Below are 24,856 nucleotides of genomic sequence, written 5' to 3'. Positions count from 1 at the left end.
TAATGACGCTGGAAGAAATTAAAATGATGATTAGAGAAATACCTGATTTTCCTAAAAAAGGAATAAAATTTAAAGATATTACACCTGTTTTAAAAGATGCGAAAGCTTTTAATTATTCTATAGAAATGCTGGCTAAGGCATTGGAAGGGAGAAAATTTGATCTCATTGCTGCTCCGGAAGCAAGAGGCTTTTTGTTTGGAGCGCCACTGGCTTACAGATTAGGAGTAGGATTTGTTCCTGTAAGAAAACCGGGTAAATTGCCGGCAGAGACTTTAAGCCATGAATATGAACTGGAATATGGGACAGATTCTCTTGAAATACACAAAGATGCTGTTTTAGAGGGACAAAGAGTAGTGATAGTCGACGATTTGTTGGCGACAGGAGGCACAATTTACGCTTCTGCAAAATTGGTGGAAAGCTTAGGGGGAATTGTAGATTCTATTATTTTCTTGACTGAATTAACTTTTTTAGATGGTAGAAAAAAGCTTGACGGATATGATATAATTTCATTAATAAAGTTTTAATCAAAAGTGGCTTTGAGCCACTTTAATTATAAGGTGTGATAACTATGCTGGACAAAGTGATAAATAGGATAAAAAAATACATGGGTGATGATGCAAATTTAGAGTTAATATACAAAGCTTATGACTTTGCTGTAAATGCCCATGAGGGCCAAATGAGAAACTCAGGAGAGCCATATATTGTTCATCCCATAGAAGTTGCATATATTTTGGCTGACCTGGAATTAGATATTACCACTATTGCAGCAGGCCTTTTACATGATGTAATAGAAGACACAGATGTAACTTATGACCAATTAATGGAAAATTTTGGAAAAGAAATTGCTGATTTGGTTGATGGAGTTACAAAACTTGGTAAAATAGAATACAAGAGCAAAGTAGAGCAACAGGCAGAAAATATGAGAAAAATGCTTATAGCAATGGCAAAAGACATTAGAGTGATACTCATAAAACTGGCTGACAGGCTTCACAACATGAGAACTCTCAAATATTTACCTCTTGACAAACAAAAAGAAAAAGCGGAAGAGACTTTAGAGATTTATGCCCCTATTGCTCATCGCTTAGGAATATCTAAGATAAAATGGGAATTAGAAGACTTGTGTTTGAGATATTTGCATCCGGAGGAGTATTATGACCTCGTAGAAAAGGTTGCTGCCAAAAGAAAAGAAAGAGAAGAGTTTATACAAAATATCATAACTACAATTAAAGAGAAATTAAAAGAAATGGGAATACAAGCAGAAGTAGATGGGCGACCTAAACATTTTTACAGTATCTACAAAAAGATGAAAACGCAAAATAAAACTTTCGAGCAAATTTACGATTTGTTAGCAGTGAGGATAATTGTTAACACCGTAAAAGACTGTTACGGCGTATTAGGAATTGTGCATACTTTATGGAAGCCAATTCCTGGAAGATTTAAAGATTATATCGCTATGCCAAAACCTAATATGTATCAATCCCTTCATACTACAGTAATAGGTCCTAAAGGAGAACCTTTTGAAATACAAATAAGAACATGGGAGATGCACAAAACGGCAGAATACGGTATTGCAGCCCATTGGAAATATAAAGAGGGTAAGACTACAGAGGACGAATTTGACCAAAAGCTTTCTTGGCTTAGGCAGCTTTTAGAATGGCAGAAAGAGTTAAAAGATGCAAAAGAGTTTATGGAAACATTAAAAATTGATCTTTTTACAGATGAGGTTTTTGTCTTTACTCCTAAAGGGGATGTCATAAATCTTCCAGCGGGGTCTACTCCTATTGACTTTGCGTACAGCATACACACTGAAATAGGTCATCGATTAAATGGTGCTAAAGTAAACGGTAAAATAGTCCCTATAAATTATCAATTAAAAAACGGTGATATTGTTGAGATATTAGTAAGTCCAAATAAAGACAGAGGTCCAAGTAGAGACTGGCTCCAGATTGTCAAAAGTTCTCAAGCGAGAAACAAAATCAGACAGTGGTTTAAAAAAGAAAAAAGAGAAGAAAATATCGCTCGCGGCGAGGAAATGTTAGAAAGAGACCTCAGGCGTCATGGAATACAACCTGCTATGATAAAAAGTGAGATATGGGAGGAAGTGCTTAAAAAACTCAACATTCACACAATAGAGGATTTATATGCAACAATTGGTTATGGAGGGTTAACTTTAAATCAGGTAATACCGAGAATTAAAGAAGAAATCAAAAAAATCTCAGAAAGAAATAGGTTTAAAGTCCGTTCCAATTGATAAGGCTGGAAAGAAAAAAGAGAAAACAGGCGGAACGGGGGTCATTGTAAAAGGTGTAGACAATGTAATGGTGAGGTTTGCAAAATGTTGTTCTCCTGTTCCGGGTGATGAAATAATAGGTTATGTGACTAAAGGAAGGGGTATTTCTATTCACAGAAAAGATTGTCCCAATATAAAAGAATACCTTTTTGATAGGAACAAGATTGTAGAAGTAGAGTGGGATCAAGGTAAGAACATCGCTTATCAAGCTGATATACAGATTATGGCCAATGATAGATTTGGGCTTTTAACAGAAGTTACAAGTGTTCTTGCAGATGTAAAAATTGCTGTAAAAGCTGTCAATGCGAGAACAACGAGAGACAATATTGCAATTATAAACTTAACTTTAGAGATTACTTCAAAAGAGCAACTAGAAAAAGTTATGAATAAATTAAAAGCTTTAGAGGGAGTAATGGATGTTTACCGATTAAGTGCATAGAGGTGATTTTGTTGAGAGCAGTTGTTCAACGGGTGACTCGGGGAGAAGTTAGTGTAGATGGCCAAGTTATAGGTTCAATAGGGAAAGGATTTGTTGTTTTAGTAGGTATTTCTGTTGATGATACAGAAGAAGACGTAGCCTATATGGCGGATAAAATAGTAAATTTGCGTGTTTTTGAAGATGAAGAGGGAAAAATGAATTTATCTCTTTTGGATGTAGGAGGGGAAATACTCCTCGTTTCTCAATTTACTTTGTTGGGGGATGTGAGAAAAGGGAGAAGGCCTAATTTCATGATGGCTCAAAAGCCGGAAGAGGCTTTGAAGTATTTTAATTTATTAGTAAATGAGATTGAAAAAAGAGGTGTGAGTGTCAAAACAGGTAAATTTCAGGCCATGATGAAAGTATTAATTGAAAATGACGGGCCTGTTACTATACTTATTGATTCTAAAAAAATATTTTAGGAGTGAGTTTATGAAAATACAAAGGTATATGGTAGGACTTTATGGAGCCAATTGCTATATTGTTTCTGACGAAGAAGAGAGGGAAGCAATTGTAATAGACCCAGGGGAATATTCATCTGAAATACAAGATTATATTATTACTAACAATTTAAATGTAAAATATATTTTACTCACACATGGGCATTTTGATCACATAGGTGGAGTAGAAGAGCTGAAAAAACTAACTCAAGCAAGAGTTGCCATTTCAAAAGAAGACGCTCCTATGCTTTTAGACCCTAGTTTAAACTTATCTGAAATGGTCTATAAAAAAATACTATGCAATCCTGCAGATATTTTATTAAGTGACGGTGATACTTTAACTTTTGGAAAATACAGCGTAGAAGTTATATACACCCCAGGGCACACAAAAGGAGGAGTGTGTTTTAAAATTAATAATGTATGTTTTACCGGCGATATCCTATTTAAAGGCTCTATAGGAAGATACGATTTTCCAGGAGGAGATTTTTCTACTTTAATGGACTCTATAAAAAATAAACTTTTAGTTTTAGGAAATGATGTTACAATATACCCCGGTCATGGGGACTCTTCAACTATTGGCAAGGAAAAGAGACTTAATATGTTTTTAAGGGATTTGATGGAGTGAAAAAGCAAGAGGAGGTTATTCCTCTTGCTTTTATTCATATCGTAATGCTACAATTGGGTCTAATTTGGCGGCTTTTTGTGCGGGATAGATTCCAAAGAATATCCCTACTGCTGTTGAGAAGAGAAAAGCGATTAATATTGTATTTATTGAAAAGACTGGAGTTATATCAATAAAGGGCCCGACTATATTTGCTAAAATATACCCTAAGAAAATACCTATTGCTCCACCTATAAGAGAAATTGTAACTGCTTCAATCAAAAACTGTGTCAATATGTCCTTTTGTCTTGCTCCTATTGCTTTTCTTATTCCTATTTCTCTTGTGCGCTCCGTTACAGATACAAGCATTATATTCATAATCCCTATTCCACCGACTAAAAGAGAAATACCCGCAATGGCACCTATGACAGCTGTAAATATTCCTAATATTCTATTAAATTCTTCCAAAAAACTTATGAGGTTTTCTGTCTTGTATTTGTTTTTGTTGTGATGTAATGATTCTATCAAACGCACGGTTTGGGAGGATGTTTCATCTAATTGGTTTTGGTTATAGGTCATTACGTAAATTTGCGAGATATTAACGTCTGGAAAAATTTTTTGTGCGTAAGTTATTGGAATTGCAGCTATTACAGGTATTTGATCAGCTATTGACCCGCCTAAGCTTTTTAAATTTCCACTGTCAATGACGCCAATTATCTTTGCTGTGTCAAAGGAGGAATAGCTGCCTATTTTGATGCTTTTTCCTACGCAATCTTCATAGCCAAAAAGTTCTTTAGCTGAGTCTTTATCGATAAGTATTACGTTTCTTCCTAAAAGAATATCTTTTTCATTTAAAAATCGTCCATAGATTACTTTTAAGTTAGAAACATTTCCATAATCAAAATCTGTAGCTATAAAAAGGGCTCTTTTAGTAACTTTGTCTGTTTTGGCAAGTCCCATTTTTTCTGCAATTGGCGCAGCGTATTTTACAGAAGACAATCTTTTTCTAATCATTTCTACATCTCTAATAGCTAATCTATCGCTATCTCTAATTTCTACGTCATTTCTTGTTTTAATAGAAAACACATTTACACCGATTTTTTCAAATTCACCTAATATAGCCTTTTGGCCACCTGTTCCTAAAGAGACAATTGTTATAACTGAAGCAATGCCTATTATAATTCCCAACATCGTTAAAAAAGCTCTCAATTTGTTACTCAATATGCTGTCAATTGCCACTTTTACTGCTTCCCAAATATACATATTTATCACCTGCTAATAAGTTATTCTGTTTGGAACAAGCGTATCTTCTATAATATTTCCATCTCTTAAGCGGACTATCCTTTTTGCATGATTTGCAATATCTTGCTCATGTGTAACCATTACTATTGTAGTACCCGATTCATTGAGTTGATAAAAGATTTTCATTATTTCAATGCTAGAAGCTGTGTCAAGATTTCCTGTTGGTTCGTCTGCTAGCAAAAAAGAAGGATTCATCACAATAGCACGGGCAATAGCAACTCTTTGCTGCTGCCCTCCTGATAGCTCATTAGGTTTGTGGTGTATTCTTTCACTTAATCCCACTATTTCTAAAGCTCTTAGGGCTCTTTGCCTTCGTTCTTTTGATGGTATTTTGGCGTACAACATTGGCAGTTCTACATTTGCCAGTGCGTTCAATTTGCTCAAAAGGTTAAAAGATTGAAAGACAAATCCTATCTGACGATTTCTCAAATAAGCTAACTGGTCATCGCTTAGGGTTGATACTTCAGTTCCATTGAGTTTATAACTTCCAGATGTAGGTTTATCTAAAAGGCCTATAATGTTCATTAAAGTGGATTTGCCAGAGCCAGAAGGACCGACAATTGCTACATATTCACCTTTATCTATTTTTAAAGATACGCCTTTTAATGCATCAACTTGTATCTTTCCAAGATTGTACACCTTTTTTACATTGCTTAGCTCAATCATCAGTCCTTCCCGCCCTTTACGCTAACTTTTGTGCCATCTTCGATAGAACTGGTGGGGTTTAGTATGACTTTTTCACCAACATTTACTCCACTTATGATTTCTGTCTCTAAATCAGAAGCGAGACCGGTTTTTACTTTCTTTTGTTTAGCTATGCCATTTTCTACTACATACACAAATTCATTGCCATTTTTATCGCTTACGATTGCTTCTGATGGAACTTTTATTGTATCTTTCTTTTCGCCAATTTTTATATCAACATCCACGTTAAAACCGGGCTTTATTGTGCCATCATTGTTTAAAAGGTCCACATAGACTTTTACTACATTATCTCCTCCTGTTTGAGTAATTACTTTTGTTGCAGTAGGACTCACTTTGCTGACTACTCCTTCAAAAGTTTTATCTGCAAAATGTATGTAGGCTTTTTGCCCTTCTTTTAAATTTACCGCATCATAAGGGTTTACATCAAGTGCAATTTGCAAGTTGTTTAAGTCTTCTACTGCAATTGCAGGAAATTGAGAGGAGGTAAAATAGCTATTATCTTTGGCATTTACTATGGTTACTGTCCCATCAAATTCAGCAATAACATATTTTTGCTGTTTATACATATTTTGCTTTATATTTTTGAGATTTAATTCTGCAATTTCTACTTGTTTTTGTTGGAGTTTTTTTTGGTCATCAAGGCTAAGAGAAGAAGTTTGTATCTGAGAAGTGGAGGGTTGTTGTACTGTACTTTCTCCCGAAGGGAGTTGTTGTGGCAAAGAGGTATTTGGAATTTGAGCTGCGACTTGGGATTGTTGTGACTGTTTTTCTTTTAATTTTTTTAATGCATCCAGTTGCATTTGCGCCATTTCCAGTTGTTTTTGTGCAATTTGATATTGTATAGATAAATCTTGTGTTTCTAATTCTAGAAGTTTATCTCCTTTTTTTACATTATCTCCAACGGATACATAGACTTTTAAAACTTTAGTGGGAGATAATATGTAATATTCTTGTTTGGACTTTGATTCTACTACTCCTGTGGTAGAGAATAAAGAAACTATATCACCTTTTTCAACTTTAGCAGCATTTACCTCTACAGTGGAAGCAGAGTTTTTGTTTTTTATAGAGATTGCATAAACGGTAGAAGCCACAATTGCTAAGATGACTAAGACTATTAAAAACGTTTTTACACTGTTTTTCATAAAGCACCACCTTCAAAATTATAGTTCTTCTTTAATTTTTTGCAATATGCTTTTTAATGTTTCTATTTCTTGGGGAGAGAGTTTTTCAAAAATTGGCTGTAAAACTTTCATTCTAAAGTCTACTAAATGTTTATATATATCTTCTCCTTTTTTTGTTAAAGAAATTTGTATTTTTCTTCTATCTTCTAAATCAAAGTCCCTTTGAACTAAACCTTTTTCTACAAGTTTATCTACTATACTTGTAAGGGTACTGGGAGAAATATCTAGTTCTGAGGCAATATCTTTCATGTATATTGGAGTATTTTTATTCTCACTTAAAACCATTATTACTTGTTGTTCTCCAATTGTGAGGTCTTTTTGAAATTCAGAGAGGTTGTTTGCTCTCAATTGGTTGTTGAGTTTTTGTCTAATTGTACGCAACAAATCATATAAAAGCTTACTATCGCAATCCTTGTTCATAAAGTTTCACCCCAAAAATTTTCAATATAAAATATTTTGTATATAAAAATATTAACTCACTAAAATTTTTTTGTCAATAGCTGGGTGAGATATTATAAAAGTATAAAAAAACATTGTAGAACAATGCCCAATTAGCGATAAAAATATAAAAAGATAATTGTGATTGACAGCTAATAATAGTATAATGTATAATATCAAATAAAATGAGGGATAAATGCGATGACCAGGAGAGTAGCAATAGCAGGTATACAGGGAGAAGATACCGCGACTGAGAGTATCTTTATACTTATGCTATTGTGAATGACACCTGTGAGCAGACCAGTCGATAATGTAGGCTGGCTCCGTGAACCTGCGTTAAGGGAATGAGTCCAAATCAGGGTGGCACCACGGGATTTAACCTCTCGTCCCTGCAAATTGTTGCAGACGAGGGGTTTTTAAATGTATAAAGTTTTTAGAAAATGTAAAAGGAGTTGGTAAAATGCTTACAAAAGCGCCAAGAGGGACAAAGGACATTCTCCCTTCAGAATCATATAAATGGCAATATATAGAAGGACTCATAAGGGAGATATGTGATGTTTACGGTTTTAAAGAGATAAGAACGCCTGGCTTTGAACATACTGAGTTGTTTTTAAGGGGAGTAGGGGAATCAACCGACATTGTGAGAAAAGAGATGTACACTTTTACTGATAAAGGTGGGAGAAGCATTACTTTAAAGGCTGAAGGTACTTCTCCAGCTGTAAGAGCTTTTATAGAGCACAATTTGTATGCAGAAACACAGCCTACCAAATTGTACTATATAACTCCTGTTTACAGATATGAAAGGCCTCAATCAGGAAGGTTAAGAGAACATCACCAATTTGGAGTAGAAATTTTTGGTGCTAAAAGCGCTTCTGCAGATGCAGAAGTTATAAGTGTTGCTATGACTTTATTAAAAAAATTAGGGCTTAATAATTTGGAGCTTAGAATAAACAGTATAGGATGTCCTGTTTGTAGAAAAAATTATAATAAAGTACTTAAGGATTTTTTAAAGGACAATTTGGAGTATTTGTGTGATGACTGTAAAGTCAGATATGAGATAAATCCTTTGAGGGTGTTGGATTGCAAAGTAGAAAGTTGTCAGAGGATAACCAAAGATGCCCCTCTCATTACAGATTATTTGTGTGATGATTGCAAAAGTCATTTTGAAGAGCTACAAAAGTATTTAGATATAATGGGCTATGATTATATAATTGACCCCAGAATTGTGAGAGGACTTGATTATTATACCAAAACTGCTTTTGAAATAATTTCAAAAGACATCGGAGCTCAGGGGACTGTATGCGGTGGAGGAAGGTATGATGGCCTTATAGAAGAATGCGGAGGGCCTTCTATGCCGGGAGTAGGTTTTGGAATGGGGTTAGAGAGGCTCCTTATTACATTAGAGCAAAATGGCATTGAGATTCCTAAACCTGAAGGTGTAGACTTGTTTATAGCTTATGTTGGGGAAGAAGCAAAATTATTTACTTTTGCCCTTGCTAATAAACTGCGATTTAATGGATTAAAAGTAGAAAGAGATAACATGGATAGAAGTTTAAAAGCACAAATGAAGTACGCAAATAAGCTTAATGCGAAATTTGCTATTGTAATAGGAGAAGAAGAGATGAAGGAAAACAAAGTTAAATTAAAGGATATGAGAGTTGGAAGCGAAGTAGAAATATCCATTGATGAGATAGAACAAAGGATAAAAAATATATAAACGGAGGGAGTTAAATGGGAGAACAATTAAATGGCCTTAAAAGAACTCACATGTGTGGAGAATTGACAGTTGAAGACGTAGATAAGTCAGTTGTAGTAATGGGATGGGTGCAAAGGAGAAGAGACCATGGAGGATTAGTATTTATAGATTTAAGAGATAGAACAGGCATTGTGCAGGTGGTTTTTAGCAATGAGGTTTCTTCTGAAGCCTTTGAAAAAGTGCAAAGCGTAAGAAGTGAATATGTACTGGCAATAGAGGGAAAAGTGGTAAAAAGGGCTCCGGAAAATGTAAATCCTAAAATTTCTACAGGAGAAATTGAAATATATGCTAATACTTTAAAAATTTTAAGCAAATCAGAGACTCCGCCTTTTCCAATAGAGGATAGGAGCAATGTATCAGAAGCTATAAGGTTGAAATACAGATACTTAGATTTGAGAAGGCCTTCAATGCAACAAAATTTGATGACTCGGTTTAAAATAACTAAAGTTGTCCGCGATTTTTTAAACAGAAATGGTTTTATAGAAATAGAAACTCCTCTTTTAATTAAAAGTACTCCAGAAGGGGCAAGGGACTATCTTGTACCGAGTAGAATTTATCCAGGAAAATTTTATGCTTTGCCTCAATCTCCTCAAATATTCAAACAACTTCTTATGATTTCTGGATTTGATAAGTATTACCAAATAGCCAAATGTTTAAGAGATGAGGATTTAAGAGCAGATAGGCAACCAGAGTTTACACAAATAGATATAGAAATGTCTTTTGTAGAAGTAGAAGATGTTTTGAAAATTAACGAAAAAATGATTGCAGAGATATTTAAAGAGACTTTAGGCATTGATGTACCAATTCCTTTTAAAAGATTATCTTATCAAGAATCTATGGAAAGATTTGGGACAGATAAACCAGACTTGAGGTTTGGAATGGAACTTAAGGATTTATCTGATATAGTGGCACAATCAGAATTTAATGTGTTTAAGAATGCTTTAAAAAACAACGGGTCTGTCAGAGGTATAAATGTAAAAGGTGCTGCTTCTATGCCAAGAAGACAGTTGGACGAACTGGTAGAGTTTGCAAAAACTTATGGCGCTAAAGGACTTTTGTGGATACAAGTTTTTGAAAAGGAAGTGAAATCTCCTGCTACTAAATTTTTAAGTGAAGAAGAAATGAAGAAAATACTCGAAAGACTTGAGGCAGAAGCCGGAGATTTGCTACTAATTGTGGCAGACAAAGATGAAATAGTTTTTGATACTTTAGCTCATTTGAGGCTAGAGCTTGGCAAGAGATTTAATTTAATTGATGAGAATAAATATGAGTTTGTTTGGATAGTAGATTTTCCACTTTTAGAGTACGACGAAGGAGAAAAAAGGTATGTAGCAAAGCACCATCCTTTTACTGCTCCTAAAGATGAAGATATAGAGCTACTGGAAAAGGAACCTTTAAAAGTCAGGGCAAAGGCTTATGACATAGTTTTAAATGGTACAGAGATTGGTGGAGGAAGTATAAGGATACACGATACTGAGCTTCAAAAAAGAATGTTTAAAGTTTTGGGATTTAGCGAAGAAAAAGCGTGGGAAAGATTTGGATTTTTGATGGAGGCTTTCAAATACGGTGCTCCTCCCCATGGAGGTATAGCTTATGGGTTGGATAGGCTTGCAATGATTATAACGGGAAGCGACACCATAAGGGATGTAATTGCATTTCCAAAGACTCAAAATGCAGTGTGCTTGATGACAGATGCTCCTTCTGAGGTTTCAGAAGAGCAGTTAAAGGAATTGCACATAAAGGTAGACCTATAAACGTTTACCAGTTGAAAAATAGAGGCTTTTGTGATATTATTTATATAGAAAGATGAATAAAGCTGAAAAGCCCTGTGGTGTACGTGAGGTCCGGTGAAAGTTTGAGCCAACACCAATAATAAGGGAGCCTGGGCTTTGGCAGTGGAATATAGGCCGTCTTCGAACGGAAATATGAAGCTGCCAAGAGGGCACCCACTTTGTGAGTCCGGGTTCAAAAACTACCGGGAGGCACGGCACTATGGGGTTTTTTTATGGAGGGAAGAGTGTGGACATTTTTTCACGAACAGAGCTTTTAATAGGGAAAGAAGGGCTTTTAAAACTTAAAAACAGTACTGTTGCTGTTTTTGGAATAGGAGGAGTAGGCTCTTTTGCTGTTGAAGCTTTAGTAAGAGCAGGAGTTGGTAAATTGGTTTTGATAGACGGGGACAACGTGTGTGTCACAAATATAAATAGACAGATACATGCTACTACTCATACAATAGGCAGGCCAAAGGTAGAAGTGATGAAAGATAGGATATTGGAAATAAATCCTCAAGCCCAGGTTATTATTTTTAAAGAGTTTTACTCTAGCGAAAATAGCGATAGGCTTTTGTCTAAAGAGTATGACTATGTGATTGATGCAATTGACAGAGTGCCTTCTAAAATAGATTTGATAGAAAAATGCATTTCGTTGAATATTCCTATAATAAGCAGTATGGGGGCAGGAAATAAATTAGACCCTACAAAATTTGAAGTAACGGATATATACAAGACAAGTGTATGTCCTCTGGCAAAAATAGTTAGAAGAGAACTTAAAAAAAGAGGTATTAAATCTTTAAAAGTGGTATACTCTAAAGAAGAGCCTTTAAAAAATTTCTATCAAAGTGAGGAAACTGTAACTTCTTCAAAATCGGTACCCGGCAGTATTTCTTTTGTTCCCTCTGTAGCAGGTTTAATTTTAGCGGCAGAGGTAGTAAAGGATTTATTAAAAAAATAACAAAAAGCTATTGACATATCTGTGAAAAACTTTTATACTATTCATTGGATACCCCGATGGGGTTGGGAGGTATAATATGTACCAAGATAGCAAAGAGGATTTGTTGAGAAGATTAAGAAAAATTGAAGGACAAGTAAAAGGCATACAAAAAATGATTGAAAATGACGCCTATTGTGTAGATGTACTGGTACAAGTGGCTGCTGTTAGGTCTGCAATAAACAGCGTTGGCAAAATTCTTCTTAAAAGCTATACTACTAGCTGTGTAAAGGGAGCAATGTGTACTGAAAAGCAAGATGACATGATAGATGAACTAGTTGAGACATTTATAAAATTTATGAAGTGATTTTAAAAGTTAGGTTTTGTGAGCAATTTGTTTTATAATAAATGTATAAAGCAATTGCTTTGTATAAAAATAAAATTGAAATAAAAGTATAGGAGTGGTTTTATGGCAGAATTAGTTATTACACTTGAAAATTTTGAACAAGAAGTTGTAAATTCAGATGTACCAGTCTTAATAGACTTTTGGGCTGAGTGGTGTATGCCTTGTAGAATGGTGGCTCCAATAATTGACGAATTGGCGAAAGAATATGAAGGAAAAATCAAAGTAGGTAAAATTAATGTTGATGAAGAAAATGAATTGGCGATGAAATTTAGAATAATGAGTATACCAACAATTGGGCTTTTCAAAAATGGTAAAATGGTAGATAAGATAATAGGAGCAAGACCTAAAGCAGACTTTGTAAAGTTTATAGAAAAACATCTCAATGGTGGTGCTACACAATCAGAAGAATCTGACGAGGTAGAAATTACATACGATAATTTCGAAGAAGAAGTTGTAAACTCTGATGTACCAGTATTGATAGACTTTTGGGCTGAATGGTGTGCACCTTGTAGATTAGTTGCTCCCATAATAGATGAACTAGCAAAAGAGTATAAAGGAAAGATTAAAGTAGGAAAAGTTAATGTAGACGAAGAAAATGAGCTGGCAATGCAATTTAGAATAATGAGCATACCTACAATAGGACTTTTCAAAAATGGCAAGATGGTAGATAAAATAATAGGAGCAAGACCTAAAGCAGACTTTGTAAAGTTTATAGAAAAGCATTTAAACAATTAAAAATCCTGCATTATGCAGGATTTTTAATTTTATTCCTTGAATAAATATGAAAAGAATTGTTTAATTTTCCAAAAAATTAAGAAAATCGAAACATACTAAGGCATACTCTCGCAAACCGAAGAAAACCCAATTTAATATTGGGTTTTCTTCGGTTTTTAAGGAATGGGAAAGCTTTTATTTAGCTTAAGTAAATGTATACAATATAGATATAGAGAAAATTCTTAGAGGTGATAGAATGGAAAACATAAAAGTGGTTGTATGGGGACTTGGTGCAATGGGAAGTGGTATTGCTAAGATGATACTTTTTAAAAAAGGAATGGAAATAGTTGGAGCAATTGATACAGATCCAAATAAAAGAGGAAAGGATTTGAATGAAATTTTAGGGACAAATTCTAAACCTGTTTACATCACTTCTGAACCTCAAGATATTATAAAAAAAGGAAGTGCTGATATAGCGGTTATTGCTACATCCTCCTATGTAGAAAAGGTTTTCCCACTCATTAAATTGGCGGTAGAAAATGGCATCAATGTCATTACAACTGCTGAGGAGATGGCGTATCCTTCTGCACAACATCTAGAATTAGCCAAAGAAATTGACAGACTTGCAAGAGAAAATGGCGTATCTGTCTTAGGTACAGGAATAAATCCGGGATTTGTATTAGACTATTTAATCATTGCACTGACGGGAGTTTGCGTAGATGTTGATTCCATTAAAGCAGTAAGAATTAATGACTTATCTCCTTTTGGAAAAGCTGTTATGGAAGAACAAGGGGTGGGACTCACTCCTGAGGAATTTGAAAAAGGCGTAAAAAACGGGACTGTTGCAGGGCATATAGGATTTCCTGAGTCTATTTCGATGATTTGTGATGCTTTAGGGTGGAAACTTTCAGGTATTGAGCAGACAAGAGAGCCTATAGTTTCTAAAACTTATAGAGAGACCCCTTATGCAAGAGTTGAGCCGGGTTACGTTGCTGGATGTCGCCAAATAGGGTATGGAAAGGTAGATGGAGAGGTAAAAATAGAATTGGAACATCCGCAACAGATATTACCTCAAAAAGAAGGAGTAGAGACTGGAGACTATATTGAGATTAAAGGAACTCCAAATATAAAGTTGTCTATAAAGCCTGAGATACCTGGAGGTCTAGGTACTATTGCTCTTTGTGTCAATATGATACCTCATGTCATAAACGCAGAGCCGGGTCTTGTTACAATGTTAGATTTGCCGGTACCTAGAGCTATTATGGGTAATGCAAGAGATATGATCAGGAGGAGATAAAATGGCTCAAAAAGGCGATTGGGTAAAAATTAAACAGGTAATTTTAGAACCAGAGGAAAGAGCTGAAAATATACCTCAAGATACAAAAGAGACTCCCTTGACAATGTGGGTTAAAGGTTTACTTTTACAAGATGGAGAGATTGGCGACACAGTCAAAATTAAGACTTTTACAGGCCGAATAGTGGAAGGAGTTTTAGTAGAAGTAAATCCCCGACATATTCACGATTTTGGCAATCCAATTCCTGAGCTTATAAAAGCAGGTATAAAAGCAAGAGAGATATTGTATGGCGGTGAAGAGAATGAGTAGGTATAAGGAAGTAATGGCAAGGAAAAACGAAATAATGAAAAAATCTTTAGGAATAGATTATGAGAGATTTGAATCAGGTGGAATTGCTTTTGACTATGAAAGAATGATGAAGGAAACAGGCTATACATTAGAAGAGATTATTAAAATACAAAGAGAAGCAAATGTAGGGGATACTCCACTTATAGAGCTTAAAAATTTAACAGAATTAGCGAGAAAAGTTTCACCAACTGGAAAAGCTGCCAGAATTTTTATAAAAGATGAAGCATGTAACCCTTCAGGAAGCTTTAAAGAAAGGCGGGCTAGTGTTTCTATATATCACGCAAAACAAAAGGGATATAAGGGAGTCATAGCTGCTACTAGTGGTAATTACGGAGCAGCAGTGGCTTCACAAGCTGCCATGAAAGGTTTAAAATGCATCGTAGTGCAAGAAGCTTATGATAGTAGAGGTATAGGTCAGCCAGAAATATTGGAAAAAGGAAGAAAATGTGAAACATTTGGTGCAGAAGTGATACAATTAACTGTTGGACCGGAATTATTTTATGTAAACTTGATGCTATTAGAAGAGACGGGATATTTTAATGCTTCTTTGTACACTCCTTTTGGAGTTGCTGGTATTGAAACATTGGGATATGAAATAGCTCAGCAAGTAAAAGAGAGGACTGGCAAATTTCCTGATGTTGTTGTGGCCACCCATGCCGGTGGAGGCAATTTGACAGGTACTGCGAGAGGACTTATAAAAGCAGGAGCTACTCATACAAAGGTGTACGGAGCAAGTGTTGATTTGACAGGGCTTCACATGGCCTCAGATAAAGATTTTAATAGAAAGTCTTTTACGACGGGACATACAGGATTTGGAATTCCTTTTGCGACTTGGCCGGATAGAGCAGATGTGCCTCGAAATGCTGCAAGGCCTTTAAGGTACATGGATGGGTATTACCTTGTCAAGCAAGGGGAAGTCTTTTACATGACAGAGCTTTTAGCTCAATTAGAAGGTTTAGAAAGAGGACCAGCGGGAAATACCTCTTTAGCGGCAGCTTTCAGTTTGGCACAGCAAATGGAAAATGACCAGATAATAGTGGTGCAGGAGACAGAATATACAGGGGCAGGTAAAAATCCAACGGCTCAGCTTACTTTTGCTATGCAAAACGGCATAAAAATTCTAGTAGGAAATCCTGATGATGAGATACCAGGACAAAATATAATTTTGCCTGAACATCCTTCTATGATAAAGGCAAGAGAAGTCAATCTTTCAAATTTGAAAAAATCCTATATTAAAAACTGTGTCCAACATTTTGGAATAATGCCTAAAGAGGAGGACATCAAGTTTTTAGCAGAAGATACTAAGTCCAGTGAAGAATTTGTGAAAGAAGTAATTTCAGAATTACAGAATGGAGGGTTAGTATGAGACGAGAAGATGATTTTGAAACAAGAAGCAAACACTTAAAGCACATGACAGATGAAGAATTAGACGCATATTTCTGGAAATTGGCAGAAAAAATTGTAGATCCTTTGATAGAGTTGGCATATTATCACACATCTCCATCCATTGAGCGTTCTGTGCTTTTACGAATGGGTTTTTCTAGTATTGAGGCAAAGGAGATTGTAAACAGAATTGAGGAAAGAGGGCTTTTGCCAAAAGGAGCAGGAAATATTGTGTTGAAAGTTGCAGAAAGGGTTAAAAAGGATTACCTCACTGCCGGAAAATCCATAGCTAATGGAGAGTACTTGGAGGTGCTTGATGATATAGCAAGGGAGGCTAGTAAAAATGAAGCTTGAAAAGGATAAAAAAATAGATATTGAAGAAATTTTAAAGGATTTGGACAAATATGTGCCTAGGAGAAGAGGATGGCACTGGAGAGAGGATGTAGGTAAACACAAAATTGGCGATTTTGAGTATTATCAGGTTTCAAAACCACTTAAAAACAGTATTCCTTTACCTGCTGCAAAACACTTTGGAAACATTGACCCTCAGCCAGATTGTGTGATAACCACAGAAATAGCTTCAGGAAGGTTTGAAGATGATATAAGGCGCATGAGAATGGCAGCATGGCATGGAGCAGACCACATAATGGTTATTAGAACGTTAGGACAAAGCCATTTTGATGGACTCATTGAAGGAACACCTGAAGGTGTAGGAGGAGTTCCTATTTCGAGAAAACAAATAAGAGCGACGAGAAAAGCATTGGATTTAATTGAAGATGAGGTCGGTAGGCCTATAAACTTTCACTCTTATGTAAGTGGGATAGCCGGTCCTGAAGTAGCTGTTATGTTCGCTGAAGAAGGGGTAAATGGTGCCCATCAAGACCCTCAGTACAATGTCCTTTATAGAAATATAAACATGGTAAGGTCTTTTGTAGATGCAGCAGTTGCTAAGAAAATAATGGCAGATGCTAATATACTTCAAATTGATGGTGCTCACAATGCCAATGCAACAGCAAAATATGGATGGAAAGTTATGCCTGAACTTTTAGTTCAGCACGCTATAAATACACTTTATTCGAGAAAAGTAGGAATGAAACCAGAAAACATAGCCTTATCTACAGTGCCACCAAATGCTCCACCAACTCCTTCCATACGTTTGGATTTGCCGTATGCAGTAGCTTTGAGGCAGCTTTTTAAAGATTATAAAATGAGAGCGCAAATGAACACAAAGTATATCGAACACGATATGAGAGAAGCAACTGTAACACATGTGCTTAACCTTTTAATATCTCGATTGACCTCAGCAGATATACAAAGTACTATTACTCCTGATGAGGGAAGAAATGTCCCATGGCATTACAACAATATCAACGCAATAAACACTGCTAAACAAGCCCTTATCGGCATGGACGGTCTAAAAGAGATGGTAAAACTCAATTTTGATGGGGAGTTAGGGAAAAAAGTCAGAGAATTAAAAATGAGAGCTATTCTCTTTATGGAGGAAATTTTAGAAGTTGGAGGATACTTTAAGGCAGTAGAAGAAGGCTTCTTTGTGGATTCAGGCTATTATCCAGAGAGAAATGGAGATGGCATTGTAAGAACTATAAATGGCGGTATTGGCGCCGGTACTGTTTACAAAAGAGATAAAGACTATATTGCACCAGTATGCTCTCACTTTGGATATAACAATTTGCCAGAAGGGCTTAATAAACCTTGCGATTTAATAGATGGATGTACTCTTTGCAAGCATGAGAAAATCCATTATATAGACGAATTAGATGAGAATGACAATGTAGAAAATAGATTGAAAGAAACTGTTGAGTACAGAAAAGGAGATAAAATAAAGCCAGAAGTTGAATGGGCAGGAGACGGCATAATAAGCATGAACCTATTTTTGCCTGTAAATGAAAGGACTGCTGAATACGCGGCTATTAAATACGCAGAAAAGCTGGGGCTTACTGATGTAGTCGTTTTAGGTAAACTTCCAATGCATCCTGCAGAGGGAACGTACGTGGAAGTAAGAGGGCGTGTTCAATTTTCTATTGACAAAAATGAATTAGAAATACCGCCGGAAGAGGAAATACTTTCAGATGAGGAAATAGAAGAAGATATTAAGAGAAAGCCTATGAAGGTGGTTGCTGCAACTGTAGGAAATGATGAACATTCTGTGGGCTTAAGAGAGATTTTGGACATAAAACACGGTGGAATTGAAAAATACGGCATAAAATTTACTTACCTTGGTACTTCTTGTCCTGTAGAAAAGTTAGTTGATGCAGCTATAGAGGAAAATGCTGATGCTATTTTAGTTAGCACTATAATAACCCATGATGATGTCCATATAAAGAATATGAAAAAAATTCACGACCTCTGTGTAGAAAAGGGAATAAGGGATAAAGTAATTTTAGTAGGTGGAGGTACGCAAATTACAAACGACCTTGCTAAAAGTGTTGGCTTTGATGCAGGATTTGGAAGAGGTACAAAAGGAAATCAAGTGGCAAGTTTTTTAGTTAAAAAAAGAAGGGAAAAGGAAAATGAGGAAAACAATTGACATACTTGTAGCCGAGATTGGAAGTACTACGACAACTGTAAATGCTTTTGTTCTGGGCAGTGATCCTGTTTTTATAGGTCAGGGGATGGCTCCTACCACAGTCTTAGATGGGGATGTGAATATTGGTCTTGTGGGGGCTATTGAGAATTTAAAAGATAAAATTGGAGATTTTGTATATAGTGAGATGCTTGCTTGTAGCAGTGCTGCTGGTGGCCTCAAAATGACTGTACATGGCTTAGTCTACGACATGACTGTAAGGGCAGCTAAAGAGGCTGCCCTTGGGGCAGGAGCCAATATAAAACTTATAACAGCAGGAAAACTGAGAAGAACGGATTTAGAAAAAATAAAACAAATAAAACCAAACATAATACTTTTAGCAGGTGGAGTGGATTACGGAGATAGAGAAACTGCTCTTTATAATGGAGAAAAATTGGCGGAATTAAAATTAAATGTGCCAGTAATTTATGCAGGCAACATAGAAAATAGAGAAGAAATTTCCCACATTTTTCAAGAAGCCGGTCAGGAAGTATACATTGTAGACAATGTTTATCCATCAATTGATAATTTAAATGTAGAACCGACAAGAAAAATGATTCAGAAAGTTTTTGAAAAGCATATTGTAACAGCGCCAGGTATGAGTAAAGTAAAAGAATTGGTGACAGGAAATATAATCCCAACGCCAGGTGCTGTCATGGAATGTGCTATACTTCTTTACAATGACATAGGTGATTTGATGGCAGTCGATATAGGTGGAGCTACTACAGATGTTCATTCTGTTACTGAAGGAAGCGATGAAATACAAAAAATAACTGTAAATCCAGAGCCTTTGGCTAAACGCACAGTAGAGGGGGATTTAGGGGTTTTTGTTAATTCAAGAAATTTATTTGATTTGTGCGGAGAGGATATATATAAAAAATTCAGTAATGCAGATGAACTAATAAACAATATAAAGCCAATACCCCAAAAAAAGAAGAAGAAAAAGAATTTGTGTTGTATCTTGCAAGCAAGGCATTAGAAGTGGCAGTAAAGCGTCACGCAGGTAAATTAAGCAGTTATTTTGGACCTACAGGAAGAACCTTTTATGTGGAAGGAAGAGATTTGACAAATGTTAAATGGATAATAGGTACCGGTGGAATATTTTCAAGACTTGAAGGAGGAGAAAAATTATTAGAAAATATAAATGATGGAGGAAGTGGAAAAGAGCTTTATCCTCCTTCATCGGCAAAAGTTTTAATTGACAGAGATTATATCATGGCGGCTTGTGGTGTTTTGTCTAAGAAATATCCTGACGAAGCTTTGAAATTAATCAAAAATAGCTTTGGCATTTAGAAATGGGGGAGATTAAGTGTATCCCTTGTTGAGAATAAACTTAGAAAAACTTCGAAAAAATACGCAAACTATCGTTAATTTGTGTGAAAAGAGAAATATAAAGGTAGTAGGTGTTACAAAAGTTTTTTGTGCTATTCCAGAAGTAGCACAGACGATGGTAAAGGGTGGAGTGGAAATCTTAGGAGATTCTCGAATCAAAAATTTAAAAAAATTACAACATATACCGGTACCTAAAATGCTTCTTCGAATTCCCATGAAAAGTGAAGTGGAAGAAGTTATAAAATATGCAGATATAAGCCTAAACTCAGAAATAGATACAATAAAAAGCCTATCGGAAGAGGCAAAAAAACAAAGGAAAATTCATGAAATAATCCTAATGGTAGACTTAGGGGATTTGAGAGAGGGCGTATTGAAAGAGGATGTTATTCCAATAGTAGAACAAATAGTAAAACTAGAAGGTATAAGATTAAGGGGAATAGGTACTAATTTAACTTGTTATGGTTCGGTTATTCCTACGCCAGATATATTAGAAGAGCTTGTGGAAATAAAAAATTCTATCAACAAAAAATTCAACTTGAATTTAGATATAGTCTCAGGAGGAAACTCAAGCAGTCTGTACTTAGTTCAAAATGGTCTCATACCAAGAGGAATAACGCAACTTAGAATAGGAGAAGCTATTGTCTTAGGTAGGGAAACGGCTTTTGGAGACAGAATTCCCCATACTTATGACGATGTATTTACTTTAGAAGCACAGATAGTCGAATTAAAAGAAAAACCTTCTTATCCACGAGGTATATTAGGAATGGACGCTTTTGGAGAAAGACAAGTATATGTGGATAGAGGGATAATGAAAAGGGCAATTTTGGCTGTAGGAAAACAGGATGTCAATATGAATGACCTAATTCCTATGGACAGTTCTATTGAATTAATAGGTTCAAGCAGTGACCATTTAATTGTCAATGTTACAAATTCCCAATATCCGTATAAGGTAGGAGATATAATAAAGTTCAAGCTGAGATATGGTGGGATTTTATCCTGCTCTACTTCTGAATATGTAGAAAAAGTCATTGAAGAGGCGTAAAAAATACGCCTCTTCAGTTTGTTGACAAAGTTAAAAAATATTCAAAGGAGATATTTTGCATCGTCGCTCCGATGTTCCAAAACGACAAAACTAAAGCTCGACCTTCGGGTTCCGGCAGGGTACCTACGTCAGGTGGCATCCATGCCTTAAGGTGCCCGCCTCCGCCATCCATGGCTTCGGCCCTGCCTCCACCCTCGGTCTTGCTAAGTTTTGTTACCGCTTTGTAACAAGTCGCTCCTTATGCAAAATATCTCCTTTACGAAAGTTTGTCTACAGTCTAAAGAGGCGTAAAAAATAAGCCTCTTTTTGTATTATGAAAAACATTAATTTACTGTTATAATAAAAATAAAAAGGAATAATATTTTTGGGAGGTTTTAGTGTGATAATAGGGTTAGGACATGTAGCCTACAAAGTTAAAGACCTTGATGAAAGTTTAGAATTTTACTGTGGCAAATTGGGACTAAAAGAAGCTTTTAGGCTTAACCATGAAAATGGAGAATTAATGCTTGTGTACTTAAAAGTGGTGGAAGGACAATTCATTGAACTTTTCCCCGGAGGGATAGACAAGGGAAAAGATGAAGATGAAAGGATAGGGTTTAAACATTTGTGTCTACATGTAGATGATATTTTTGCTACATTAGAAGAACTAAGAAAGAGAGGCTTGGAAATAAAGGGGCAGCCTATGATGGGAGCAGATGGAAATTATCAATATTGGATAGAAGACCCTGATGGAAATAGAATAGAACTAATGCAAATAATGCCGGGTTCTTTGCAAGATAAAGCAAAAGAATTATAGAAAATTAAGTGTTGACAACCACTTTTTTAAGTGGTATTCTTTTTGTTGAAATCCGGGTAAAATAGTAGGAATTCAGGGGTGGATAATCGTGAAACTATCTACAAAAGGTCGATATGGGATACAAGCTATGTTTGAATTAGCCCTTTACTACGGGGAGGGCCCGATTTCTTTAAAAACTATAGCAGAAAATGAGGGACTTTCTGAGCATTATTTAGAACAGCTTATAGCAATCCTTAGAAAAGCTGACCTTGTGAAAAGTGTCAGAGGAGCACAGGGAGGATATATGCTAGCAGCTCCTCCTGATAAGATAACCGTTGGAGATGTGATAAGAACATTGGAAGGATCACTGGCTCCTGCAGATTGCGTTTTGGAAGATACTCCTTTTGAGTGCAGCAGAGCAGGAGGTTGTCCGACGAAGTTGGTGATGGAAAGAATAAGAGACAGTATAAATAAAGTGATAGACTCTATTACTTTACAGGATATGGTGGATGATTACAGGCGATTAAATCAAAAAAGTGCTTTTATGTATTACATTTAGGGAAATAATAATTTTAGGACTTTTAGGGGAGGATTTTATATATAATATGGAGATAAACAATAGAGTAGCAATTGGAATGAGTGGAGGAGTAGATAGCTCTGTAGCTGCATATCTTTTAAAAAAAGAAGGATTTGATGTTATAGGCCTTACAATGAAAGTATGGGTAGACCATGAAGCTAAAGCTTTTGATAGCGATAAGAGCTGTTGTTCTTTAAGAGCTACACAAGATGCAAAAAAAGTTGCAGAGATGTTGGGAGTACCTCATTACACAGTTGATTTTAGTGAAGTCTTTTATGATAAAATAGTAAATTATTTTATCAATGAATATTTAAAAGGAAGGACTCCTAATCCTTGTGTATTGTGTAATAGGCAAATAAAATTTGGAGAGCTTCTAGAGAAAGCATTTGAGTTGGGAGCTTATTACATTGCTACAGGCCATTATGTCAGAAAAGACTATGATGAAAAAACAAAAAGATATTTATTAAAAAAGGTATAGATTCTTCTAAGGATCAAAGCTATGTCTTATATCGTTTGACACAGAAGCAGTTAGAACATGCTCTTTTCCCTTTAGGAAATTACAAAAAAGAAGAAATAAGAGCTTTGGCAGAGGAGTTAAAGCTACCTGTTGCTAAAAAGCCAGAGAGTCAAGAAATTTGTTTTATCCCAGATAATGATTACAGCGGATTTATAAAAAGGCAAGTTAAAGATGAAATAAAGCCAGGAGAATTTAGAGATGTTCACGGTAAATTTTTAGGGTATCATAAAGGAATAATACACTATACAATTGGTCAGAGAAGAGGATTGGGTTTATCTTCTGATAGACCTTTATACGTCGTGGATATAGATGTGAAAAACAATGTGGTTGTTGTTGGACATCAAGAAGATGTGTGGGGAGAGGAGCTAATATCCTCAAATAACAATTTTATTTCCATTAAAAAACTTGAAAAGGAAATGAAGGTAACTGCAAAAATACGCTATACAGCTAAAGAAGAAGAGGCTATAATAAAGCCATATGAAGAAGATAAAGTATTAGTAAAATTTTTAAAACCTCAAAGAGCTATAACTCCAGGACAATCAGTTGTCTTTTACGATAAAGATGTAGTAGTAGGAGGAGGAATAATTGAAAAAAAGGTGAGATAGTGCACACAAAAAGTGTGCATTTTTTATTTTAAAGAGGGAAATCTATAAAAAGCAGAAACTTTTTTAGATTTCAAAGGAGGGCTTTTATGAATAGAGACAAATATATAAAGGGATTTTTGGCAGGAATAGTAGCTGCTGCATATATAATTCCCAAAATAGATATGAGAAAATATAGACGTTATAAAGATATGATAGAAAAAAATATGACAAAAATATGGCGTACAATGAACAAAATAAAAATTAGATAGATTTTTCAGGTGATAAAATGCAAGTTAAAAAAGTGTATCTACTTTTTTTAATCATTGGTGCCATAGGCTTATTGTATTTTTTTATAAAGAATTGGGTGAGTATTAAAAATATACTTTCCCCTTTTTTTGTTTCCGCTTTAATAGCCTATTTATTAAATCCAATGGTAAAATTTTTTAATTCAAAGGGCTTTTCTACTTTTTTGTCTATTCTTCTAGTGTTTTTAATTGTTGCTTTGGTAATACTATTTTTTCTTTTTACATTCTCCCTTTGTTGATAAATGAAATAGTTATTTTTGTGAAAATGATACCTTTCTATACTAAAGAACTACAAAAAATTTTGATTCAACTAAAATTTAACTATTTTTCTTATTTGCCACCTCAATTTGAAAAAGTTTTAGATAAAAATTTGAATGCCCTAAATAATCTTTTTGCCTCTCGTGTCGATTTGGTTTTTAAATCTACTGTTGCAATATTAAAAGATATTATAGACGTGATAATTGTACCGATTATTACTTTTTATCTTTTAAAAGATAAAAATGTATTTGAAAAAGAAATTGAAAGAATGATTCCCTCCAAATATCATGATAGTTTTTTTGCTCTTTTAAAAAAAATAGACAAAATTTTAAGTAAATACATAAGAGCACAAATATATCTTTCTATCTTTGTTGCTATTTTTACAAGTATAGGCCTTTCTCTAATTAAAGTTAAATATGCTTTTTTAATAGGAATATTGGCAGGAATATTAAATATAATTCCCTACATAGGGCCTATCTTATCAATTATTCCTGCTGTTTTAATAGGGCTCCTTGATTCTTTATCTAAAGGCTTTTGGGCTTTACTTGTGTGTCTTTTAGTGCAACAGATAGAAAATGCCTTTATAACACCTAAAATAATTAGCGACAGTGTAGGGCTTCATCCTATTACAGTGATTTTTTCATTGATTGCAGGAGAGGAACTTTTTGGCGTCTGGGGGCTTTTATTATCTGTGCCTGTTGTAGCAATAGGGAAAGTTATTGTAACAGAAATTTTTATTGAGAAATAAACCAGTTATTGACTTGTTATATTCAATCTTGTATAATATACTCAAAAAAGAGCGGGTAAAAGCCCGTCCCCAATTTGGGACGGTTTTTATT

21 protein-coding genes, 1 other RNA gene and 5 pseudogenes are annotated in these 24,856 nt (G+C 35.1%); 23 read left to right on the top strand and 4 right to left on the bottom strand.

Going from position 1 to position 24,856, the window contains the following annotated elements; translation table 11 throughout:
- The first annotated feature begins 2 nt into the window (after positions 1–2).
- The 4 genes and pseudogenes from THESIDRAFT1_RS11845 (at position 3) to THESIDRAFT1_RS11830 (ending at position 3,833) form a co-directional block, all read left to right on the top strand.
- On the top strand, positions 3–524 hold the full coding sequence (locus tag THESIDRAFT1_RS11845) for an adenine phosphoribosyltransferase (RefSeq protein WP_006570487.1): 522 nt from the start codon (positions 3–5) through the stop codon (positions 522–524).
- 44 nt (positions 525–568) lie between these two features.
- Positions 569–2,729 (top strand): annotated as a pseudogene (locus tag THESIDRAFT1_RS11840) (RelA/SpoT family protein).
- An 11-nt stretch (positions 2,730–2,740) separates the two neighbouring features.
- On the top strand, positions 2,741–3,190 hold the full coding sequence (gene dtd / locus THESIDRAFT1_RS11835; RefSeq protein WP_019907629.1) for a D-aminoacyl-tRNA deacylase: 450 nt from the start codon (positions 2,741–2,743) through the stop codon (positions 3,188–3,190).
- A 10-nt stretch (positions 3,191–3,200) separates the two neighbouring features.
- Positions 3,201–3,833 (top strand): MBL fold metallo-hydrolase, encoded by a 633-nt coding sequence (locus THESIDRAFT1_RS11830; RefSeq protein ID WP_003869773.1) that lies wholly within the window; start codon positions 3,201–3,203, stop codon positions 3,831–3,833.
- A gap of 30 nt (positions 3,834–3,863) precedes the next feature.
- Here the strand turns inward: THESIDRAFT1_RS11830 and THESIDRAFT1_RS11825 are convergent, their stop codons facing one another.
- The 4 genes from THESIDRAFT1_RS11825 to THESIDRAFT1_RS11810 are packed head-to-tail and all read right to left on the bottom strand — an operon-like array spanning position 3,864 to position 7,417.
- Entirely contained in the window at positions 3,864–5,072 is a 1,209-nt protein-coding gene (locus THESIDRAFT1_RS11825; RefSeq protein WP_006570485.1) for an ABC transporter permease, read from the bottom strand.
- 12 nt (positions 5,073–5,084) lie between these two features.
- A complete protein-coding gene (locus tag THESIDRAFT1_RS11820; RefSeq protein ID WP_003869775.1) occupies positions 5,085–5,777 on the bottom strand; it encodes an ABC transporter ATP-binding protein in 693 nt (230 codons plus the stop codon).
- A complete protein-coding gene (locus THESIDRAFT1_RS11815) occupies positions 5,777–6,958 on the bottom strand; it encodes an efflux RND transporter periplasmic adaptor subunit (RefSeq protein WP_006570484.1) in 1,182 nt (393 codons plus the stop codon). The genes THESIDRAFT1_RS11820 and THESIDRAFT1_RS11815 overlap by 1 nt, the downstream gene beginning before the upstream one ends.
- 18 nt (positions 6,959–6,976) lie before the next feature.
- The gene (locus tag THESIDRAFT1_RS11810; RefSeq protein WP_003869777.1) at positions 6,977–7,417 is read right to left on the bottom strand and encodes a MarR family winged helix-turn-helix transcriptional regulator; all 441 of its coding nucleotides are present in this window, start codon (positions 7,415–7,417) and stop codon (positions 6,977–6,979) included.
- A gap of 478 nt (positions 7,418–7,895) precedes the next feature.
- Between THESIDRAFT1_RS11810 and hisS the strand changes: the two genes are divergently transcribed.
- The 19 genes and pseudogenes from hisS (at position 7,896) to THESIDRAFT1_RS11725 (ending at position 24,765) form a co-directional block, all read left to right on the top strand.
- On the top strand, positions 7,896–9,152 hold the full coding sequence (gene hisS / locus THESIDRAFT1_RS11805) for a histidine--tRNA ligase (RefSeq protein ID WP_006570483.1): 1,257 nt from the start codon (positions 7,896–7,898) through the stop codon (positions 9,150–9,152).
- 14 nt (positions 9,153–9,166) lie between these two features.
- On the top strand, positions 9,167–10,945 hold the full coding sequence (gene aspS, locus THESIDRAFT1_RS11800; protein WP_003869780.1) for an aspartate--tRNA ligase: 1,779 nt from the start codon (positions 9,167–9,169) through the stop codon (positions 10,943–10,945).
- A gap of 66 nt (positions 10,946–11,011) precedes the next feature.
- Positions 11,012–11,194, top strand: a non-coding RNA gene (gene ssrS / locus THESIDRAFT1_RS13080) — 6S RNA.
- Between the two features lie 16 nt (positions 11,195–11,210).
- Entirely contained in the window at positions 11,211–11,921 is a 711-nt protein-coding gene (locus tag THESIDRAFT1_RS11795; RefSeq protein ID WP_039929572.1) for a tRNA threonylcarbamoyladenosine dehydratase, read from the top strand.
- 76 nt (positions 11,922–11,997) lie between these two features.
- Entirely contained in the window at positions 11,998–12,264 is a 267-nt protein-coding gene (locus tag THESIDRAFT1_RS11790) for a metal-sensitive transcriptional regulator (protein ID WP_003869782.1), read from the top strand.
- A 102-nt stretch (positions 12,265–12,366) separates the two neighbouring features.
- Positions 12,367–12,669 (top strand): annotated as a pseudogene (gene trxA, locus THESIDRAFT1_RS14360) (thioredoxin); the annotation flags it as partial.
- Positions 12,670–13,038 carry a thioredoxin gene (gene trxA / locus THESIDRAFT1_RS14355; RefSeq protein ID WP_049753480.1) on the top strand — a complete coding sequence of 123 codons (369 nt, stop codon included), beginning with the start codon at positions 12,670–12,672 and terminating at the stop codon, positions 13,036–13,038.
- Positions 13,039–13,273: 235 nt separating this feature from the next.
- Positions 13,274–14,314, top strand: a complete 1,041-nt coding sequence (gene ord / locus THESIDRAFT1_RS11775) for a 2,4-diaminopentanoate dehydrogenase (RefSeq protein ID WP_006570481.1) — start codon at positions 13,274–13,276, stop codon at positions 14,312–14,314.
- A gap of 1 nt (position 14,315) precedes the next feature.
- On the top strand, positions 14,316–14,621 hold the full coding sequence (ortA, locus tag THESIDRAFT1_RS11770) for a 2-amino-4-oxopentanoate thiolase subunit OrtA (RefSeq protein WP_004396513.1): 306 nt from the start codon (positions 14,316–14,318) through the stop codon (positions 14,619–14,621).
- On the top strand, positions 14,614–16,026 hold the full coding sequence (gene ortB, locus THESIDRAFT1_RS11765) for a 2-amino-4-oxopentanoate thiolase subunit OrtB (RefSeq protein ID WP_006570480.1): 1,413 nt from the start codon (positions 14,614–14,616) through the stop codon (positions 16,024–16,026). Before ortA ends, ortB begins: the two co-directional genes overlap by 8 nt.
- Positions 16,023–16,397 (top strand): ornithine aminomutase subunit alpha, encoded by a 375-nt coding sequence (locus THESIDRAFT1_RS11760; RefSeq protein WP_003869787.1) that lies wholly within the window; start codon positions 16,023–16,025, stop codon positions 16,395–16,397. Before ortB ends, THESIDRAFT1_RS11760 begins: the two co-directional genes overlap by 4 nt.
- Positions 16,387–18,591 carry a D-ornithine 4,5-aminomutase subunit OraE gene (oraE, locus tag THESIDRAFT1_RS11755; protein ID WP_003869788.1) on the top strand — a complete coding sequence of 735 codons (2,205 nt, stop codon included), beginning with the start codon at positions 16,387–16,389 and terminating at the stop codon, positions 18,589–18,591. Before THESIDRAFT1_RS11760 ends, oraE begins: the two co-directional genes overlap by 11 nt.
- Positions 18,575–19,920, top strand: a pseudogene (locus THESIDRAFT1_RS11750) (GlmL-related ornithine degradation protein). Before oraE ends, THESIDRAFT1_RS11750 begins: the two are co-directional and overlap by 17 nt.
- A gap of 16 nt (positions 19,921–19,936) precedes the next feature.
- On the top strand, positions 19,937–21,001 hold the full coding sequence (orr, locus tag THESIDRAFT1_RS11745) for an ornithine racemase Orr (protein WP_004396502.1): 1,065 nt from the start codon (positions 19,937–19,939) through the stop codon (positions 20,999–21,001).
- Positions 21,002–21,380: 379 nt separating this feature from the next.
- Positions 21,381–21,797 carry a VOC family protein gene (locus THESIDRAFT1_RS11740; protein ID WP_004396498.1) on the top strand — a complete coding sequence of 139 codons (417 nt, stop codon included), beginning with the start codon at positions 21,381–21,383 and terminating at the stop codon, positions 21,795–21,797.
- A gap of 88 nt (positions 21,798–21,885) precedes the next feature.
- A complete protein-coding gene (locus THESIDRAFT1_RS11735) occupies positions 21,886–22,335 on the top strand; it encodes an RrF2 family transcriptional regulator (protein ID WP_003868830.1) in 450 nt (149 codons plus the stop codon).
- Between the two features lie 46 nt (positions 22,336–22,381).
- Positions 22,382–23,475 (top strand): annotated as a pseudogene (gene mnmA, locus THESIDRAFT1_RS11730) (tRNA 2-thiouridine(34) synthase MnmA).
- Positions 23,476–23,561: 86 nt separating this feature from the next.
- A complete protein-coding gene (locus THESIDRAFT1_RS13415; protein ID WP_003869793.1) occupies positions 23,562–23,723 on the top strand; it encodes a hypothetical protein in 162 nt (53 codons plus the stop codon).
- Positions 23,724–23,740: 17 nt separating this feature from the next.
- Positions 23,741–24,765 (top strand): annotated as a pseudogene (locus THESIDRAFT1_RS11725) (AI-2E family transporter).
- Positions 24,766–24,856 lie beyond the last annotated feature (91 nt).

This window comes from Thermoanaerobacter siderophilus SR4, assembly GCF_000262445.1.
Taxonomy (GTDB): Bacteria; Bacillota; Thermoanaerobacteria; order Thermoanaerobacterales; family Thermoanaerobacteraceae; genus Thermoanaerobacter; species Thermoanaerobacter ethanolicus.
This window is presented reverse-complemented; position numbering and strand designations above follow the sequence as displayed.